This window comes from Streptosporangium sp. 'caverna', from assembly GCF_003203775.1.
In the GTDB taxonomy this organism is placed as follows: Bacteria; Actinomycetota; Actinomycetes; order Streptosporangiales; family Streptosporangiaceae; genus Streptosporangium; species Streptosporangium subroseum.
The window spans coordinates 424970-443146 of sequence record NZ_CP029711.1 but is presented as its reverse complement, the minus strand read 5'-3'; the positions used below and the strand labels follow the sequence as shown (position 1 = coordinate 443146).

The following is an 18177-nucleotide window of genomic DNA, read 5'->3' as shown; positions in this document are numbered from 1 at the left end:
GTGGCGATATTAGAATTCTCGCCCATCTGCAGCATTCTTCGAATGCTCGTTCGAGTATTGGCACGGGGTTATGAACCTTACGGAAGAGAAGCCAGCAAGCGTCTCAACTGGCATCAAAGACCTTCGAGACGTGCCGCTGTCTCTCGTCCGCGAAGACGATCTCGGCGATGTTCTCCGCAGGATTGTTCCCACGTCCTCCGCCGTTCCGCCCGTCCCCGTGGCAGCCTTCAACTCGTCGATCTGATCCCCCGAGGAGGGCCGCCGTGATCAGGCCCTTCGTGCCATTCCGGCAATTCGTACTAAAAGTGCACAGTCGGTGCGATCTCGCATGCGACCACTGTTACGTATACGAACATGCGGACCAGAGCTGGCGCGGCCGTCCCGGAGTGATGTCGGACGAGATCATCACCTGGTCGGCGCTGCGCATCGCGGAGCATGTCAAGGAGCACGCGCTCGACCGCGTGCACATCGTCCTCCACGGCGGCGAGCCGTTGCTCGCGGGCCGCGACCGGCTCGGCCGGATCGCAGGCGATCTACGCACCCAGGTCGGCCCGCTCTGCGAGCTCGATCTGCGGATCCACACCAACGGCGTGCTGCTTGACGACGGCTTCCTGGACGTCTTCGCCGAGCACGACGTGAAGGTGGGCATCTCCCTCGACGGCGACCGCGCGGCCAACGACAGGCACCGGCGCTACCGCGACGGGCGCAGCAGTTACGACCGGGTCATCCGCGCGATCGAGTTGCTGCGCGGGCGGCCCGAGCTGTACGCCGGGCTGCTGTGCACGATCGACGTCGCCAACGACCCGATCGCCGTCTACCGCGGTCTGGCCGATCTCGACCCGCCCCGCATCGACTTCCTCCTGCCCCACGCGACCTGGGACGACCCTCCCGCCCGGCCGACGCCCACGGCATACGCCGACTGGCTCATCGCGATCTTCGAGACCTGGTTCGCCGAGGGCGGCCGGACCCCGGTCCGGATGTTCGAGTCCATCATCAGGACCAGCCGCGGCGAGTCCAGCCTGACCGAGTCCCTGGGGCTCCAGCCGTCCGACCTGGTGGTGATCGAGACCGACGGCGCGTACGAACAGGCCGACTCGCTGAAGACCACCTACGACGGCGCGCCCGCCACCGGGCTGCACGTGCTTCGGGACGACCTCGACGCGGTGGCCCGGCACACCGGCATCCTCGCCCGGCAGCAGGGCCTGGACGGGCTGTGCGACACCTGCCGCGCCTGCCCGGTGGTCGACAGCTGCGGCGGCGGCCTCTACGCCCACCGCTTCCGGACCGGTTCCGGGTTCGCCAATCCGAGCGTCTACAGCGACGACCTGCTCGCGCTCATCACCCACGTCCGTCGTAGGACCGAGATGCCCGTTCACACCGTGCCGTACGAGACCATCGACGCGCTCGCCGGCGGCTTCGGCGGCGCCGGCGACGTCGCCCGGCTCGCCGAGGCGCAGCGCAGCCTGCGCCGCGCGCTGCTCGCCGCCGTCCACGCCCGGGGCGAGACCGGCGCCGCGTGGGAGCTGCTCACCCGGCTGGACGCCGAGCATCGCGAGGCGGTCGAAGCCGTGCTCGCCCACCCGTACGTCCGGGTCTGGGCGGTGGAGTGCCTGCGCGAGCCAGGACACCTCGGGCATCTGGCCAACATCGCCGCCGCCGCCGCGATCCGGGCGGGCATCGAGGCCTCGATCGACGTGCAGATCCTTGACGGCTCGATCCACCTGCCCACGCTGGGCGTGCTCAAGGCCGGCGCGGGCCGTACGGCGCGCCTCGACATCGCCGGGGGACGGTTCACGCTGCCCGGCCGCGAGCCCGGTGTGTGGCATCCCCTGCGCAGGCTCACCGCGGGAGACTTCTCGGTCGCCCTGGAGGACACCGACCCGTTCCGCGACTGCCACGCGCACGCCGCGACCGCGCGCCTGTCGGAGGAGGACGCCGCGGCATGGCAGGCGGCGTTCGAGCAGGCCTGGGCGATGGTCGAAGCCGATCACCCGGACTACGCGCCCGGCCTGCGCGAGGGGCTCACCACGCTGATGCCCCTGGCGCCGGGCAAGGCGGGGGACCGAAGCTCCACCGCGCGGCAGGCGTTCGGCGCGATCGCCGCCGCCCTGCCCGCCGACCCCTCGACCCTCGCGCTCCTCATGATCCACGAGTTCCAGCACGTCAAGCTGGGCGCCGTGCTCGACGCGGTGAGCCTGTTCGACGAGTCGGACAGCCGGCTGTTCTACGCGCCCTGGCGAGATGACCCGAGGCCGCTCGAAGGCCTGCTCCAGGGGACATACGCGCATATCGCGGTCACCCACTACTGGCAGGTGCGGCGGCGGGTCGCGCCGGCCCGGGGCGACGTTCAGTTCGCCCGCTGGCGGGAGCAGACGGCCGAGGCGATCGAGAGCCTCGCGGAGTCCGGGTCGATGACACCGCTCGGCGAGCTCTTCGTGGCGGGGATGCGCAGGTCGGTCGCGCCCTGGCTGGCCGAGCCCGTGTCCGAGGAGGCCGCGGCCGCGGCCGCGCTGCTGGCCCGCGAGCACCACGCGAAGTGGATCGCGGGCTGAAACCGCCCGATAATTCTTCGCGTTGCGATCCGCAATTGTGCCCTGCGCCTATATTTTTTCCCGGTGGCACTTTCCTGCCATAGGCCACGTTCCTATAGTGAGATCCCGGGGGGAAGGAGGCGGATGTCCGTACCGCGCTTGCCCGCCGACAAGGAATCAGCCGGACCGTATTTCTTTCTCAGTTACGCGCACGTTCCGCCGTACGACCTTACCGACGGGGGCGGCGATCCCAACCAGTGGGTCGAGAAGCTCTTCCGGGTGTTGTGCGGGCACATCATGCACCTCACCAAAGTCCCGGCGGGATCGGCCGGATACATGGACCGCGCGTTGCGCACCGGGGACGACTGGGCGCTCACGCTCTCCAAACAGCTTTCGACGTGCCGCGTGTTCGTCCCGCTCTATTCTCCGCGTTACTTCGAGAGCGAGCACTGCGGAAAGGAATGGGCCGCTTTCCTGGACCGCACCCACGGCCACGGGGAGCCGCTGCCCGCCGCGATCGTGCCCGCCATCTGGACGCCGATGCGGAGCGTCGCGCTGCCGGAGGCGGCGGAGGACATCCAGTTCAACCACGCCGACCTGGGCGCCCGGTACGCCGAAGAGGGCTTCTACGGGATCATGAAGCTGAACAAGTACCGGAACCAGTACCAGGACGCGACCCTGCGGCTCGCACAGCGGATCATCGAAGTCGCCGAGCAGGTCACGATGCCGGTGGGCCGGGTGGACGACTACCGGGAGATGCCCAGCGCGTTCACCGACAACACCCCCGAGCGGCCGATGACCCTCACCGTGGTCGCGCCCGACATGCAGAGCCTCCCCGACGGCCGGGACGCCTACCACTACGGCAGGACCCCGCACGAGTGGGACCCGTACCGGAGCCGGAACGGCATGCGGCCACTGGCCGACTTCGCCACCGAACTGGCACGTTCCCGGGGCTTCCTGCCCGAGGTGGGATCGCTCGAGGACCACGCGGAGGCGCTCGCCGCCGAGGAGCCGCGCTCGCCCGGCGTGATGCTGGTGGACCCGTGGGCCACCACGCGCGAGGAGTGCCGGGCGACGCTGCGCCCCATCGACCGGCCCGGCCGCCAGTGGATCGCGGTGATGGTCCCGTGGAACCGCGAGGACACCGAGACCGTCGCGCGGGAATCGCAGCTGCGCAGTCACCTGACCGCCGCCCTCGGCAACAAGCTCACCGAGCCCGCCGCGGTCTCCGACATCCCCACCCTTGACGCCTTCAAGAGCCACCTGCCGGACACGCTGAACCGCGCTGCCCAGCAGTACTTCAAGCACGCCCCCGCCTACCCGCCGGAGGGCGGCAAAGTCGACAGACCCAGGCTCATCGGGCCGGAGGAGTAAAACAATGAGCGAGGGCCGGATCGTCACCTTCTACAGCTACAAGGGCGGCACCGGGCGCACGATGGCGCTGGCCAACACGGCGTGGATCCTCGCGAGTAGCGGCCTCAGGGTGCTCGTCCTCGACTGGGACCTGGAGTCCCCCGGCCTGCACAAGTTCTTCCGGCCCTTTCTCGACAACGGGATGGTCGCCAACACGTCGGGAGTGATCGATCTGATCACCACCTACCAGTGGGCGGCCATGAAGAACGAGGCGCGGCCGCGCGACTGGCACCGTGAATACGCCAGGGTCGAGCCGCACGCCGTCTCCCTCGACTTCGAGTTTCCCGGCGAGGGCACCCTCGACTTCGTCTCGGCCGGGCGGCAGAACCGCGACTACTCGTCCCTGGTCTCCAGCTTCGACTGGGACAACTTCTACGAGCGGCAGGGCGGCGGCCAGTTCTTCGACGCGCTGCGCGACGACATGAAGGCCTGCTACGACTACACGCTCATCGACAGCCGCACCGGGCTGAGCGACATCGCGGAGATCTGCACCGTGCAGATGCCGGACGTCCTCGTCGACTGCTTCACCCTCTCCGACCAGGGCATCGACGGCGCCTCGTCGGTGGCGCGGCACATCGACGACCGTTACCGCGACCGCAACATCCGGATCCTGCCGGTCCCCATGCGCATCGACACGGGCGAGAAGGAGAAGTGCGACGCGGGCCGCAACCTCGCCAAGCGCAAGTTCGACCGGTTTCCCAAGGGGATGACTCCGGAGGAGGTCAACCACTACTGGGGCGCGGTGGAGGTTCCGTACACACCCTTCTACGCGTTCGAGGAGATCCTGGCGACGTTCGGGGACGAGCCGAACCGGCCGGGCTCCATACTGGCCGCGTTCGAACGGCTCACCGGGGCGGTCACCGAGGGCGCGGTGACGTCCTTCCCGCAGATGGAGGAGTCCGTACGGCTGCACCATCTGAAGGCGTTCGTCCGCCGCGACCCGACGTACCAGACCGACGTGTACGTCAGCTACGCCTCCGAGGACCGCATGTGGGCCGACTGGATGGCGGCCCTGCTCGACCGGTACGGCTACCGCGTCTCGCTGCGCGGCATCGAGACCGAGAACGCCGCCGACTTCGCGGGGGACGCGCCTCGGACGATCGTCGTGCTGTCCAACGCGTACGTGCGATCGCCCCGTGCCCTTGAGGTGTGGCAGCGGCTGACCGGCACCGGATCCGCGAACCGCGTCGAGCTGATCCCCGTACGCGTCACGGAGTCGCGCTATCCCTCCCCGTTCGGCGACCGCGCCCTGCCGGACCTCACCAGGATCGGGGAGCACGCGGCCGCCGAGACCCTGCTGAAGGCCTTCGGCCGGACGGAGGACGGCGCCGCGCTCGACACGACCGCGCTCGGCGCGCGCTTCCCCGGCAGCGAGCCGACCGTGTGGAACGTCTCGGCCCGTAACGCGGCCTTCACCGGGCGCGGCGCCGCGCTCGACACGCTGCGCAGCCAGCTCGTCGGCGGCAACTCGGCCGTGGTGCTCCCCCAGGCGCTCTACGGTCTGGGCGGAGTCGGAAAGACACAGGTCGCCCTGGAGTACGCGCACCGGTTCCGCGCCGACTACGACCTCGTCTGGTGGATCTCCTCCGAGGACCGGGAGCGGATCAACTCGACCTTCGAGGAACTCGCCAGGCAGCTGCGCATCCCCGTCAGCGAGAACGTCGCGGAGGTCGTCACCGCGGTCCGCGAGGCACTGCGGCGCGGGGAACCCCACGGACGCTGGCTACTGATCTTCGACAACGCCGGCGAGCCGGAGGAGCTGCGGGACTTCTTCCCCGGCGGCTCGTCGGGCCATGTCCTGATCACCTCGCGCAACCAGGCGTGGTCGACGGTGGCGGCGCCGCTGGAGGTCGACGTCTTCAGCCGGGACGAGAGCCTGGAGCACCTGAGCCGCCGCGTCCCCGGCCTCGCCGCCGAAGACGCGGTGCGCGTCGCCGACGCCCTGGGCAACCTGCCCCTCGCCGTCGAGCAGGCCGCCGCCTGGCTGGCGGAGACGGGCATGCCGGCCGGCACCTTCCTGGAGCAGCTGGAGACCGAGACGGCCCGCGTCCTGTCGCTCAGCCAGCCCGCCGACTACCCGCACCCGGTGGCGGTGACCTGGAACCTCTCCCTCGCCAAGCTCCAGGAGAGCTCGCCCGCCTCGGTCCGGCTGCTCCAGCTCTGCGCGTTCTTCGCCCCCGAGCCCATCTCGATGCAGCTCCTCTACAGCGACGAGATGGTCGAGGCGCTCCTGCCGTACGACGACACGCTGCGCGAGAAGCTCGTCCTCGGCCGGGTCATCCAGGAGATCGGCAGGTTCGCGCTGGCCAAGGTGGACCAGGGCAACAACACGATCCAGGTGCACCGGCTGGTCCAGGCGGTCATCCGCAGCCAGATGAGCGAGGAGGAGCAGCAGCAGGTCTGCCATCAGGTGCACCGGATCCTCGTCGGCGCGAGGCCGCGCCAGGGCGACGTGGACGACCCGGAGAACTGGATCAGGTACGACCTCATCTGGCAGCACCTGCAGACCTGCCGGGCCACCGAGTGCACCGAGGAGGAGACCCGCCAGCTGCTCACCGATCGGGTGCGCTACCTGTGGAAGCGCGGCGACTTCGCCTCCGCGCGCTCCCTCGGCGACCGCCTCGCGGACTACTGGGAGCTGATCTTCGGCATCCATGACCGCCAGCGCCTGCACCTGCTGTTCAACATCGCGAACGTGACCCGTTCCCAGGGGGACTACGCCAAGGCCAAGGAGCTGGATGGGTGGGTGCTCGACCAGCAGCGGAGCGTGGTCGGTGAGAACCATCCCCACACCCTGCTCACCCGGGGCGGGCTCGGGGCCGACTTCCGCGCCGAGGGCGACTACGAGGGCGCGCTGGAGCTGGACAAGGTCACCTATGCCCGGTGGAAGACGCTGTTCGGCGAGGACCATCCGCGTACGCTCGCGGCGGCCAACAACCTGGCCGTGTGCTACCGGCTGGTCGGCGACGGCTTCAGCGCCCGCGAGCTCGACGAGGACACCCTGCAGCGGCGGACCCGCGTGCTCGGCGTCAACCACCCCTACACCCTGTTCTCCGCCGTCCAGCTCGCGCGTGACCTGCGCGAGGTGGGCCTCTACCGGGACTCGGTCGAGCTTCTGCAGGGCAGCCTGCAGCACTACCGGGAGGCGCTGGGCGAACGGTTCGTCGACACGCTCCGGGCGGCCAAGAGCCTCGCGGTGTCCCTGCGCCGGGCCGGCGACCAGGAGAAGGCGCTGGAGCTGGCCAAGGAGACGTACGACCGCTACCAGCAGCACTATCCCGGAACTCCGGACGCGCAGGCCTCGACCCTGGAGCTCGCCTGCTGCCTGTCCGCCCTGGACGACAAGGTGGGCGCCCGTAACCTCGCCGCCGAGATCGTGCGCACATACCGGGCGGATCTCGGCGAGAACCATCCGGGAACGCTCATCGCGCTCAACAACCTGACGATCTACCTCCGGGGGACGGGCGCGCTGCGCGAGGCCCTCGCCCAGTCGAACATCGCCCTGAACGGACTGCGCCGGCAGCTCGGCGAGACCCACCCGTTCACCCTGTCCGCCGCGATCAACTACGCGAACTGCCTCGGTGACGACGGGAGCACCGCCAAGGCCGAGGAGCTCGAACGCCAGACCCTCGACGCGCTACGGGTCAAGCTGGGGTCCGAGCATCCGGACGCGCTCGCCTGCGAGGCCAACCTGTCGGTGACCCTGTGGACATCCGGACAGGCCGATCCGGCGGAGCGGCAGCGCGAACGGCTGCTGCCGGTGATGGCCCGGGTCCTGGGCGAGACCCACCCGACCCTGGGCAACCTCAGGGATTGGCGCCGGATCAACCGGGATCTGGAACCTCAGCCCTTCTAGGGTCTGTTCGGGATTCAGATCATGATGTTCGCCTACGCGGTGCCGCCGGCCTTCGAGTAGGCCCTACCCGGCGGAGTCGAACGGCCGAGGCCGGCGCGTAGCCTTTCCTCAACATCCACCCAGTCCGAGGAAGAGCTCGATGGCCGACGCCTCCCCCTCCCGACGAAGCATCGGAACCGAACCGACGCCCGTCGTACCCGCCGCCGCCCCCGTGGCCCGTCCGGGAGACGGCGCCGCTTCGCTGACCGTCCAGGTCCTCGGTCCCTTACGGGTGTGGCGTGACGGCGTCGAGGTCGACACCGGACCGCGGCAGCAGACCTACCTGCTGGCCCTGTTGCTGATGCATGTGGGTCGACCGGTCAGCTCTTCCGAGCTCATCGACCTCGTCTGGGACGACAAGATGCCGACGTCGGCGTTGAACATCGTACAAAAATATGTCGGGACGTTGCGACGGCTGCTCGAACCGAATCTGCCCGCGCGGGCGCCCGGCTCCTACCTCCACCACCGCAGCAGCGGCTACCAGTTCGATGACAGCCACGTGGCACTCGACCTGACCGAATTCCGCCGGCTTCTCGGCCTCGCCCGCGCCGCACTGGACGCTCACCGGTTCGAGGAGGGAGCCGATGCCTACGAAGAGGCTCTGTCGCGGTGGCGAGGGTCCGCGGGCGACGGGCTGACCCTCAGCGCCGCCGCCTATCCCCTGTTCGCCTCCGTCAACCGCGAACTGCTCGACGCCTGCGTCGAGGCCGCTCACGCCATCGTGCCTCGCGGTCATGCCAAACGCATCTTGCAACCGCTGCGCCTCGCCGCATGGATCGCGCCCTTCGACGAGACCGTTCAGGCGACGCTCATGACCACCCTGGCAGCGTCGGGACAGCAGGCGGAGGCCCTGTCCGTGTTCGACACGGTGCGAGCACGGCTGGCCGAGCTGGGCATCGATCCCGGTCCAGCGCTCCGCGAGGCGCACCGGCAGGTTCTCCAACAGGCCGGGGCTGTCCTCACACCACGCGTCGCCGGCCTTCTCCCGGAAGTCGCGCCCGGATCCAAGTCCGGCGCGCACTCCACGAGCGGAGCGCGAAAACCTTCCGACAGCCGGTCCGATCGTCTCGTGGGTCGACAAGAGGAGCTCGCCCTCCTCCGCCATGCCGTCGACTCGGCCGCCATCGCCCGAGCGCAGATCGTACTCGTCGAGGGTCCACCAGGAGTGGGCAAGAGCCGGTTGCTTGCCGAAGTCGCCGACGAGGCCGCCGCGAACGGTGCCCTCACCTTCTGGGGCCGATGCCACGAGGGCGAAGGCGCCCCGTCGATGTGGCCCTGGGTCCAGATCGTCGAGGCCCTGATCGCGGCACTGCCGGAGGACGACCGGGCGCGTTGGACCGCCGAACTCGGCGACCTGCTGCAGCACCCCGCACACGATGCCGAAGTCCTGGCGCGGCCGGATGCCGGAGCGCAATTCCGTTTGTACGGCAGCGTCGTCGCACTGTTCAACGCGGCCGCCGCACGTCAGCCCTTGGTCGTCGTCGTGGATGACCTTCACTGGGCGGACCAGGCCTCGCTTCAGCTGTTCGCGCACCTGGCCGAGTCGCTCCCGGACAGGAGCGTGTTGATGGGCACCTTGCGCGGCCATGCACCGACGCCCAGCCAACACCTGCGGCGCATGTTGGCGGCGGTCGCGCGCCAGGACCGCCACCGACGCATCGCTCTTGGTCCCCTCGGCCCATCTGATGTCGCCGAGTTGGTCCACCAGGAGACTGGGCAGTCTCCGAGTCCCGGCGTCGCGCGGAACATCCAGGCCCGCACCGAAGGCAACCCCCTGTTCGTGCGCGAGCTCGCGAGGTTCCTGGCCGAAGAGGACCATCTGTCCGACCAGGCGGCAGCCCAGGCCGCCGTCCCGTCCACGGTGCGCGACATCGTCCGCGACCGGACGAGCAAGCTCGACGACGAGGACCGTCGCCTCATCGAAACAGCAGCCCTGATGGGCCGCGACATCGACGCCCGCCTGTTGGCGAGGGCATCAGGCCTCGACGCGTCGCAGTGCCTCACTCGCCTGGAGACCCTTGAAGCGCTCGGCCTGGTCGAGGTGACCTCCGGCTCCCTGGGTGACTGGCGGTTCGTGCACGATCTCGTCCGCGAGTCGGTGGCCCGCTCGACGTCCCGATCAGATGCAAGCCACCTCCATCTGCGCATCGCGGCCGCGCTCGCGCAGACCCAGGAACCGGCCGAGCGTCATGGTGAGGCACTCGCCCACCACCTGTGCTCGGCGGGCCCGCTCGCCGAGCCGGAGCAGACGGCGCAAGCACTCATCGTCGCGGCCCGCATCGCGGCAAGACGATCCGCCTACGAGACTGCGGAGAAGCACCTCGACGCCGCGGCCCACATCGCACGCAGCGCCGGACTCCCCGGCCTTGAGCTGGCCGCGCTCACCGAGCTGACCGCCGTCGCGGGTATCCACGCCGGTTTCGTCGGAGCCACCATGGATCATCTGGACCGCGCCGAGAAGGTCGCGCGGTCGCTCGGCCGAGAACGGGAGGCCACCGGCTTCCTCTTCTCCCGGTTCCTGGCTCACGCCCAGGGCATCCAGCTCGACGCTGCCGGGCGCCTCGCGCGCCGGCTGCTGGATCATGGTCAGCGCTCCTCGGACCCTGTCGTCCAGGCTTCCGGCCATCACGCCTGGGGAGTCCACCAGTGGAGTTCAGGCAACATCGGTGAGGCCTACCGGAACCTGAGCCAGTCCGATTCGCTCATCCGTGCCGAGAGAGACGCCGAGCCGCTGCGACACCGGCTGCAGATGACGACGCCGGTCATGCTGGCGCTGAACACCGCGCTGCACGGCGACCTGGTCGCCGCGCGCCACCTTTTCGACGTGGTGGAGCTCGACGCCGGCGACGACCCCTATGCCATCAGCATCTGGGGCTCATTCGCTGTCACCGCGGCGGCCGCCGCGGGAGATTTCGCCTGGGCGTTGCGGGCGGCTGAGACGGCGATCGACGCCGATCCGGACTTCTCCTTCACGTTCTCCGGCAGCTACCCGCGGCTCGCGAGGCATTGGGCGAAGGCCATGTCCGGCGGTGACCCCGTCACGTCGGCCATGGAGATGGAGCGCATCATCGAGACCACACTGGTCGACCCACCTCGATCGAACCTGGCCACCTGGTACGCGCTTCTTGCCGAGATCCGACTTTGCGCCGACGACGTCTCCGCCGCCATGACCGCGTTGGACAAGGCCGCGACGTTCATCGACACGTACGGCGAACGGTATGCAGAGGGCTTGGTCTTCCTCATCCGTGCGAAGGCGCTCCGAGCCGGCGGCGACGTCCAGTCCGCCAGGCGCACCGCCCATCGAGCGCTCGTCCTTTCGCAGGAGCGCGGAGCCCACCTTTTCGCAGCGCGCGCCAACGGTTTGCTCGCCGAACTCCCCTGCAACGGTTACGACGACGTTCTGGGCCTACACGCGGATCACGGCTAGGGCCTGTTCGAAATTCGGATCTTCAGGTGGGCCGGAGGCTTCCGGGCCATAGGGTCGCGCCTCGCAGGTGGAGCCCGGCCGGGTAGCTTTCCGGGGTCCTGTCGAAGCGGAAGGCCGGCCCACGCGCCGGCCGGGTCGAGGCCTGCCTGCCCACCTGCCCGGGCCGCGGGAAGATCTTCCAGGTCACGTCCACCACGCCGGGCGGGACCTGGAAGATCAGCCCTCCCGGATCACGCCTCCGTCACCCAGGCGAGCACGTCGGGCAGAACCTGCAGCGCTCCGAAGTGGGCCGCGCCCTTCTGGATGACCACGGTGGCGCCCGGAATGCGGCGGCCCAGCCAGCGCGAGTGCTCGACGGGAGAGAACACGTCCGCGTCGCCGTGCCAGAGCAGCGTCGGCACGGTGATGTTCCGGGGATCGAAGCCCCACGGCGAGCAGAAGGCCAGGGCGTCGTCGACCCATCCGGCGGTCGAGCTGCGCAGCGCCTCGGCGAAGTTGTGCGCCAGCATCCTGCGGATGCCGTAGTCGGCCACCACGTTCCGGTCCGGCTCGGGCAGGTCGTCGTCGAGCCCGGGGACCAGGTCGGTCGGGTCGGCCCTGATCCGGGCGGCGGCGGGGGCCAGCAGCGCCGTGATCGGCCCGGAGCCGCTCGCCGCCGTCGTGTGCTCGATCACGTTCGACGCCGACATGCCCCGGAACCAGTCCAGCCCCTCGGCCTCCGGCGGGGCGAGCGTGACCAGCGCCGCCGCCCTCGTCATACGGCCTGGCAGCAGTGCCGCGCAGGCGAGCGCGTGCGGCGCGCCACCCGACCGGCCGATCACCGCGAACGAGTCGAGCTCCAGGGCGTCGGCGACGGCCGCCACATCCTCCGCCACATCGGCCACGGTCCGGCCGAACCTGCGGTCGGACATTCCGTATCCCGGCCGGTCATAGGTGATCAGCCGAACCCCCAGCCGGTAGATGACCGATGCGCGCGGCAACGGGCCGACCCTGCTGCCCGGCGTTCCGTGCAGCAGGAAGACCGGCTTTCCCCCTGGTTCACCCCTCTCGTCGACCGCGAGCACCCTTTCATTGTTAATCCGTACGAGCCTCGTCAAAATGCCTCCCCGTGTCATTCCAGACCAATTTTCTCTTTATCGCGAGTTTTGTCCCATATCAATTTCATACGGAGACATCCGGGCCGCACCGGAGAACGGCGCCGTCACCACAGCACCTCGGCATACGTCGATTCGCCCTCTACGGGGAGCGGGCCAAGACCTTCCCCATCCGAACGCCGTATGGAGTGACATATACGGCGTTGTCCTACGTATCTTGACAGCGCCCCCACCGTCAATGCTTTATGTACGGGCGCGGCTTCCACGGTGCCGGGAGGCGCCCGCGGAGGGTGCACCACGCCGGGACATGGACGCCGCGTGGCAGGCCCGAACCAGGCAATTCAAAGGAGGGTCCATGAGCAGCGCAGACGTGGACGAATATGTGAAGACCAGGGTCATCCCGGAGCACCAGGACATCGTCAGAGTTCTCCGCGAGCTCATGGCGGAGTGCGCACCGGAGGCGGCCGAGACGATCATCTACGGGTCCCCCGCCTGGAAGGGCAACAAGCCTCTGGCGATCATCAGCCCCAGCAAGACGCACATCACCTTCGCCTTCGAGCGGGGCGCCGAGTTCGAGGATGCCCACGGCCTGCTGGCGGGCGTGGGCAAGAAGACGCGACACGTCAAGATCAAGAAACTGGATTCCATGGACCGGGACGCCCTCCGCGACTACATAGCGCAGGCCGTGAAGCTGGACGGAGAACAGATCACCTGATCCGATTTGGGCATTTAATCCTTTCTGCGAGGATTGCCCGATGACGACGTCCTTGATCCGCCCAAGATCCAGCGAGGACCTGTGCGCCTGTGTCGATGCTCTCGCCGCGGTGCACGCGTCCGACGGTTACCCGGTGAACTGGCCCTCCGATCCTCAGGGATGGCTGACACCGTTGGATCTTGTTCGGGCGTGGGTGGCGGTCGAGGATTCCGACATCGTCGGCCACATAGGGCTCTCCTTCATTGACGTGGCAACGTTTGAACCGCCCCTGGCCCTGGCCCTCGGCACGCCGACCGGTGTCGTCGGATCGATCACCCGGCTCTTCGTCACCCCCCGGGGGCGGGGCCACGGACACGCCGTCCACCTGCTTGACGTGGTCTGCCGGGAGGCGAGCGACCTCGGACTGCCCCTCACGCTCAACGTGTCCGACGACGGCCACGCGGCCATCGCCCTGTACGAACGTGCCGGATGGCAACGCGTGGCCAGCGCCCGCGCCGACTGGCTGAACGCGGCGGGCGAGAACGCCCTGGTGCACTACTACGTGAGCCCCGGTTCGGCACAGAGGCCGGATCAGAGCACGTAGGCGCCTTCGGGCCCGCGTATGTGAACCCCGATTCGACGCGGAGGCCGGATCGGGGCGCGCAGACGCCTTCAGGCCCGTGATCGGCCCGGCAGAGGCGCGTGCGTCACGCCAGGGCGCTGGTGGTTCCCCCGTTCACAGGGGCTGATCAAGCCGTCGCCACGCCGGAGAGAAGCCCGACGCCTCGAAGAAGGCCACCGCCGTGGAGTTGAAGTCCCAGACCTCCGTCATGAAGCGTGTGCACCCGGCCTGCCGGCCTGTCTCGCGAACGGCGTTCAGCAGGGCGGTCCCGATTCCGCGGCGAACCGCCTCGGGGGCCACGGCCAGGTGGTCCAGGAGAATGAACGAGCCCGCGTGTGTGAGCGCGCTGCCGGTACGTTCGTTGAGGGTCGCCATCGCATATCCCGCCGGCCGGCCGTCAGGGAGTTCGGCGATGAGGACCCGGACCGATTCACGGCCGAGCAGGTCCCTGAACCCTGCGGTGAGCTCCTCGCTCGACGGATCTCCCTTGAAGAGGTCCGGCCGGTGCTCCGCGTGGATGTCCTGCACGAAGCGGTTCAACTCGGCGAGCAGGGCGGCGTCGTCGAGGGTCGCCCGGCGAATCTGTGGTGAATGCACGGCGCTGCTCCTCAGCATGGGGGCGTACGGAAATTCTGGATCTTGCGCTGTGGGTTCTCAGGGCTGCTTGGGCCCTTCCGTCCTGGGCCGTGACACCGGCCTTGGTTCGGACGGGTATCAGGGCCGCTCGGGCCCTTCCGTCCTGGGCGGAGCCGGTCGATTCCCGTCGAGCCGGCGGCCGGCCGTTCTCGCGCCGGGGGCGTCTCCCCGCCCGGGCGGGAGAACCTCAGGGACGCGCTTCCCAGTCGGCCTTGGTCAGCGCGTATTCGACCTCTCCATGCTCGGAACCCTCGATGACGTCCGGCCAGTCCTCGTGATAGGTGCGCACCAGCGTCAGGCCGCACTTCTCCATCACGCGCCGGGAACCGAGGTTGACGGCCATCGTCCCCGCGAACACGCGCTCCACCCCCAGCTCGGTGAAGCCCTTGCCGATCAGCGCGCGCGACCCCTCGGTGGCGTAACCCTTGCCCCAGGCGGACGCGCGCAGCCGGTAGCCGAGCTCGATCTCACCGTCTCGCGGCTCGTCCAGCCGCGGCCGGAAGTGGAACCAGCCCAGGAACCGGCCGGTGGACTTCTCCTCCGCCGCCCAGAAGCCGAATCCCTCGAACCGGCCGTAGTAGCCGAGGAACGCCGGGAGGACCCTGCTCCGGATCTCGTCACGGGGAGTGGGCCGGCCTCCGTTGAGGAAACGCATGACCGCGGGATCACCGTCGAGCTCGACCAGGTTGTCCTCATCGGCCTCGGTGAAGCGACGCAACGTCAGACGGTCGGTCTCCAGAAAGATCTCCATACGTCACAATTTATCGACTTCATCGGCGTCCGGTCCGCGGGCGGCCATTCCGTGGGGCATCAGCAGGAAGACCCGGGGAGCCAGGCGGTCCATGTCCCCGCCCCTGCCGAACACCAGACCGGCGGCGAAGTCGACGAACTGCTTGGCCTCGCCGTCCGGCATCTCGGTGAGGTCCATCACCACGGGAACACCCGTACGGAAGAAGTGCCCGACGTAGAGCGCCTCGTTGTAGTTCTGAGGACAGAGTGTCTTGAACACCGCCCCAGTCTCCACACTTTGCGGCGGCAGTTCCACCTCATGGACGCGCTCAGCGCGTTGCTCCCCGGTTCCGGGCTCTCCTCGCGGACGGATCGAGGGCGGGCGGAGGTGACGGGGTTCCTCCCGCTCCCCGCCGGCGACCGTTTACTCTCTGCCGATGACCGTCGTGATCGCGGAACAGACCGCTCGTACGGGCCCCGATGCGTAAGGAATACTCGATGAGCAGTCAAGACGGTACGGCCGGCGACGAACCGATCCGGGTGGTGGTCGCCGACGACCAGGAGCTGGTCCGCGGCGGCTTCGCGATGATCCTCGACGCCCAGCCGGGCATCCAGGTGGTCGCCGAGGCGGGTGACGGGCACGCCGCCATCGCGGCCGTACGGGAACACCGGCCCGATGTCCTCCTCCTCGACATCCGCATGCCGCGCATGAACGGCATCGAGGCGGCGGCGGTGGTGTGCGCGGAGACCGCGTGCCGGGTGCTCATGCTCACCACGTTCGACCAGGACGACTACGTCTACGACGCCCTGCACGCGGGGGCGAGCGGCTTCCTGCTGAAGGACGTGCGCCGCGCCGACCTCGTGCACGCCGTACAGGTGGTCGCCTCCGGGGAGTCGCTGCTCGCGCCCTCGGTCACCCGGCGCCTGATCAGCGACATGGTGAGCAAGGGGCCACGGCGGCAGCCCGCGCCCACCGGTCTGGACGTGCTCACCGTCCGCGAGAAGGAGACCCTGCAACTGCTCGGCCGCGGGCTCTCCAACGCGGAGATCGCCGCGCATCTCGTCGTCAGCGAGCACACCGTGAAGACCCACGTGAGCAACGTGCTGTCCAAGCTCGGCCTGCGCGACCGCGTCCAGGCCGTGATCCGTGCCTACGAGTCCGGCCTCATCCTTCCCGGAGAGTAGATCGCTCCCACGGCGGAGGGAGACTCGGCACCGCTATGGCCGCCGCCGCTCAGGTCGGCTCTGATCGGCGGTCGTGGCGCCAGTGCGGGCTCGGTACCGATCACCAGGGCGACAAGGACGAGCGTCATGCCGAGCACGATGAGGCGCACAGCGGGACCATACTTCAAAGTCTGATTCCAGACCATGCCTTGATCGTTTCGGAGCCGTTCGCCGGCGGAGGCACCGTCCAGACCCTGTCGGCGGGCACGGCGGCCATGGTGTTCGGGCGCCGCCGGCACGAACCCGGCCGATCGAGCCGCCCCGACGCGCGCCGTCCCGTTCACCGCTCCGCGGCCGAAGGCGACCTTTCCGTCTCCTCCCCGGCGGCTTCGCTGAATACGGCAGCCACACCCGATTATCGCCATTACGATCATTCGGCATGATGACCGACCGCGAAATCCTCCTGCACCTTTTTGGCTTGGGGTCCATCGCTCTCATCGTGGGAGGGTTTCAGGCCGCGGGAAACCAAGGATGGCGCCACTTCGGCAGACCGGTCACCATGGGCGTCGTGGGAATCAGCTTCATGCTCGCGGCAGGTGTGGCGGCACTTGCCGAACTGCCGAATATGGAACAGCTGCCTCCGGCGAGGACCTTCCATCTCCGAGACGAACTGCGCCTCAAGACGAGGAAATAGGGGCCGGGCTCTCGGCGACGCCTGTCCTCCAGCTTATCGATTCGGCTGGGCATCGTCCGTGATCCGAGGCCCTATCCGTTTCACTACGCCTGCAAAAATCAACTCTCCACATTTTCAGCCGATGTCCTTTCATGAGCGCGTGGCGGACTCACCCGAATCGTTTCGCGCCGGCGACCGACCGCCTGGATTCCATGGAGATGATCATGGCCTCCCACCCCCACACCAGTGATGAGGTGGGCATGGACCACCTGTAACATGCCGCTCGCCTGGCCGATCCGGAACCGGTCCACAAGCAAGGAGCGTCTCGTGCGAGACATCACCGTGTTCAGCGGTAGTGCCCATCCCGAACTGGCCGCCGAAATCTGCTCTCACCTCGAGACCCCGCTGCATCCGGTCCGGGTCAAGCGTTTCGCGAACGACTGCCTGGAGGTGCAGTTGCAGGCCAACTGCCGGGAACGGGACGTGTTTCTCATCCAGCCCCTTGTGCCCCCGGTCCAGGAGAACCTCGTCGAGCTGCTCCTCATGCTGGACGCCGCCAGGGGAGCCTCCGCGGCCAGGACGACCGTGGTGATGCCGCACTACGCCTACGCCCGATCGGACAAGAAGGACGCCCCGCGGATCTCCATCGGGGGGCGCCTGGTCGCCGATCTCCTGGTGGCCGCCGGAGCCAGCCGGGTGCTGACCATGACGCTGCACTCACCCCAGGTGCACGGTTTTTTCAGCGTCCCGGTCGACCACCTGCACGCCCGGCGTGAGCTGGCCGCCCACTTCCGCCAGTACGACCTTTCCAACACGGTCATCGTCTCCCCCGACCTGGGCAACGCCAAGGAGGCCGCGGCCTTCGCCCGCCTCCTGGGAGTCGACGTCGCCATGGGCGCCAAGCAGCGGCTCAGCGACGACCGCGTCATCATCAGCTCGATCATCGGCGACGTAGCGGGCAAGGACGTCATCGTCCTGGACGACGAGATCGCCAAGGGCACGACGGTCATCGAGCTGCTCGACCGCCTCCGCGAACGCAAGGTCAAGTCGGTACGCGTCGCCTGCACCCATGGTCTCTTCACCGACGGAGCCATCGATCGCCTCGGCGACCAGCCCGATGTCCAGGAGATCGTCTGCACCAACACCGTGCCCTTCCCCAACCCCAAGCCCGGCTCCAAGCTGCGCATCCTGTCGATCGCCCCCGCGCTCGCCGAAGCCATGCGCCGCATCCATGACGGCGAATCGGTCAGCACCCTGTTCGACACCCCCTGACCCCTCCCGCAGAGCGACTCCACGCCT

15 protein-coding genes are annotated in these 18177 nt (G+C 68.7%); 11 read left to right on the top strand and 4 right to left on the bottom strand.

From position 1 onward, the window contains the following. Positions 1-70: 70 nt before the first annotated feature. The 5 genes from fxsA to DKM19_RS02090 all read left to right on the top strand — a co-directional run bounded on the left by fxsA (position 71) and on the right by DKM19_RS02090 (position 11266). Positions 71-244 carry an FxSxx-COOH cyclophane-containing RiPP peptide gene (gene fxsA, locus DKM19_RS52885; protein WP_110694244.1) on the top strand — a complete coding sequence of 58 codons (174 nt, stop codon included), beginning with the start codon at positions 71-73 and terminating at the stop codon, positions 242-244. Then, positions 168-2552, top strand: a complete 2385-nt coding sequence (locus DKM19_RS02105) for an FxsB family cyclophane-forming radical SAM/SPASM peptide maturase (protein WP_110694243.1) — start codon at positions 168-170, stop codon at positions 2550-2552. The genes fxsA and DKM19_RS02105 overlap by 77 nt, the downstream gene beginning before the upstream one ends. Positions 2553-2675: 123 nt before the next feature. Further along, a complete protein-coding gene (locus DKM19_RS02100) occupies positions 2676-3905 on the top strand; it encodes a TIR-like protein FxsC (protein WP_110694242.1) in 1230 nt (409 codons plus the stop codon). A gap of 4 nt (positions 3906-3909) precedes the next feature. After that, complete coding sequence (gene fxsT / locus DKM19_RS02095; RefSeq protein WP_110694241.1) at positions 3910-7800, top strand: FxSxx-COOH system tetratricopeptide repeat protein; 3891 nt, start codon at positions 3910-3912, stop codon at positions 7798-7800. 139 nt (positions 7801-7939) lie between these two features. Then, positions 7940-11266: an AAA family ATPase gene (locus DKM19_RS02090; protein ID WP_110694240.1), complete on the top strand. Its 3327-nt coding sequence runs from the start codon at positions 7940-7942 to the stop codon at positions 11264-11266. Positions 11267-11496: 230 nt separating this feature from the next. On the opposite strand, the gene DKM19_RS02085 is transcribed toward DKM19_RS02090, so the two are convergent. Continuing rightward, on the bottom strand, positions 11497-12330 hold the full coding sequence (locus DKM19_RS02085) for an alpha/beta fold hydrolase (RefSeq protein WP_204358622.1): 834 nt from the start codon (positions 12328-12330) through the stop codon (positions 11497-11499). Between the two features lie 385 nt (positions 12331-12715). Between DKM19_RS02085 and DKM19_RS49230 the strand changes: the two genes are divergently transcribed. Both DKM19_RS49230 and DKM19_RS02075 read left to right on the top strand, forming a co-directional pair. Beyond that, positions 12716-13075, top strand: coding sequence for a DUF1801 domain-containing protein (locus DKM19_RS49230; protein WP_162641221.1), 360 nt, complete (start codon positions 12716-12718; stop codon positions 13073-13075). A gap of 40 nt (positions 13076-13115) precedes the next feature. Beyond that, complete coding sequence (locus DKM19_RS02075; RefSeq protein ID WP_110694238.1) at positions 13116-13658, top strand: GNAT family N-acetyltransferase; 543 nt, start codon at positions 13116-13118, stop codon at positions 13656-13658. 132 nt (positions 13659-13790) lie between these two features. On the opposite strand, the gene DKM19_RS02070 is transcribed toward DKM19_RS02075, so the two are convergent. The 3 genes from DKM19_RS02070 to DKM19_RS02060 form a co-directional block, all read right to left on the bottom strand. Beyond that, positions 13791-14273, bottom strand: a complete 483-nt coding sequence (locus DKM19_RS02070) for a GNAT family N-acetyltransferase (RefSeq protein ID WP_162641220.1) — start codon at positions 14271-14273, stop codon at positions 13791-13793. Positions 14274-14499: 226 nt separating this feature from the next. Further along, complete coding sequence (locus DKM19_RS02065) at positions 14500-15063, bottom strand: GNAT family N-acetyltransferase (RefSeq protein WP_110694236.1); 564 nt, start codon at positions 15061-15063, stop codon at positions 14500-14502. 3 nt (positions 15064-15066) lie between these two features. After that, positions 15067-15321, bottom strand: a complete 255-nt coding sequence (locus tag DKM19_RS02060) for a cell division protein SepF (RefSeq protein WP_162641218.1) — start codon at positions 15319-15321, stop codon at positions 15067-15069. 218 nt (positions 15322-15539) lie between these two features. Between DKM19_RS02060 and DKM19_RS02055 the strand changes: the two genes are divergently transcribed. The 4 genes from DKM19_RS02055 to DKM19_RS02040 all read left to right on the top strand — a co-directional run bounded on the left by DKM19_RS02055 (position 15540) and on the right by DKM19_RS02040 (position 18150). Beyond that, positions 15540-16226, top strand: coding sequence for a response regulator transcription factor (locus DKM19_RS02055; RefSeq protein ID WP_110694234.1), 687 nt, complete (start codon positions 15540-15542; stop codon positions 16224-16226). Positions 16227-16261: 35 nt separating this feature from the next. Next, positions 16262-16648, top strand: coding sequence for a hypothetical protein (locus tag DKM19_RS49225; protein ID WP_162641217.1), 387 nt, complete (start codon positions 16262-16264; stop codon positions 16646-16648). Then, positions 16645-16899, top strand: coding sequence for a hypothetical protein (locus DKM19_RS02045; protein WP_110694232.1), 255 nt, complete (start codon positions 16645-16647; stop codon positions 16897-16899). The genes DKM19_RS49225 and DKM19_RS02045 overlap by 4 nt, the downstream gene beginning before the upstream one ends. 306 nt (positions 16900-17205) lie before the next feature. Continuing rightward, the gene (locus DKM19_RS02040) at positions 17206-18150 is read left to right on the top strand and encodes a ribose-phosphate pyrophosphokinase (protein WP_110705428.1); all 945 of its coding nucleotides are present in this window, start codon (positions 17206-17208) and stop codon (positions 18148-18150) included. The last annotated feature ends 27 nt before the right edge of the window (positions 18151-18177 follow it).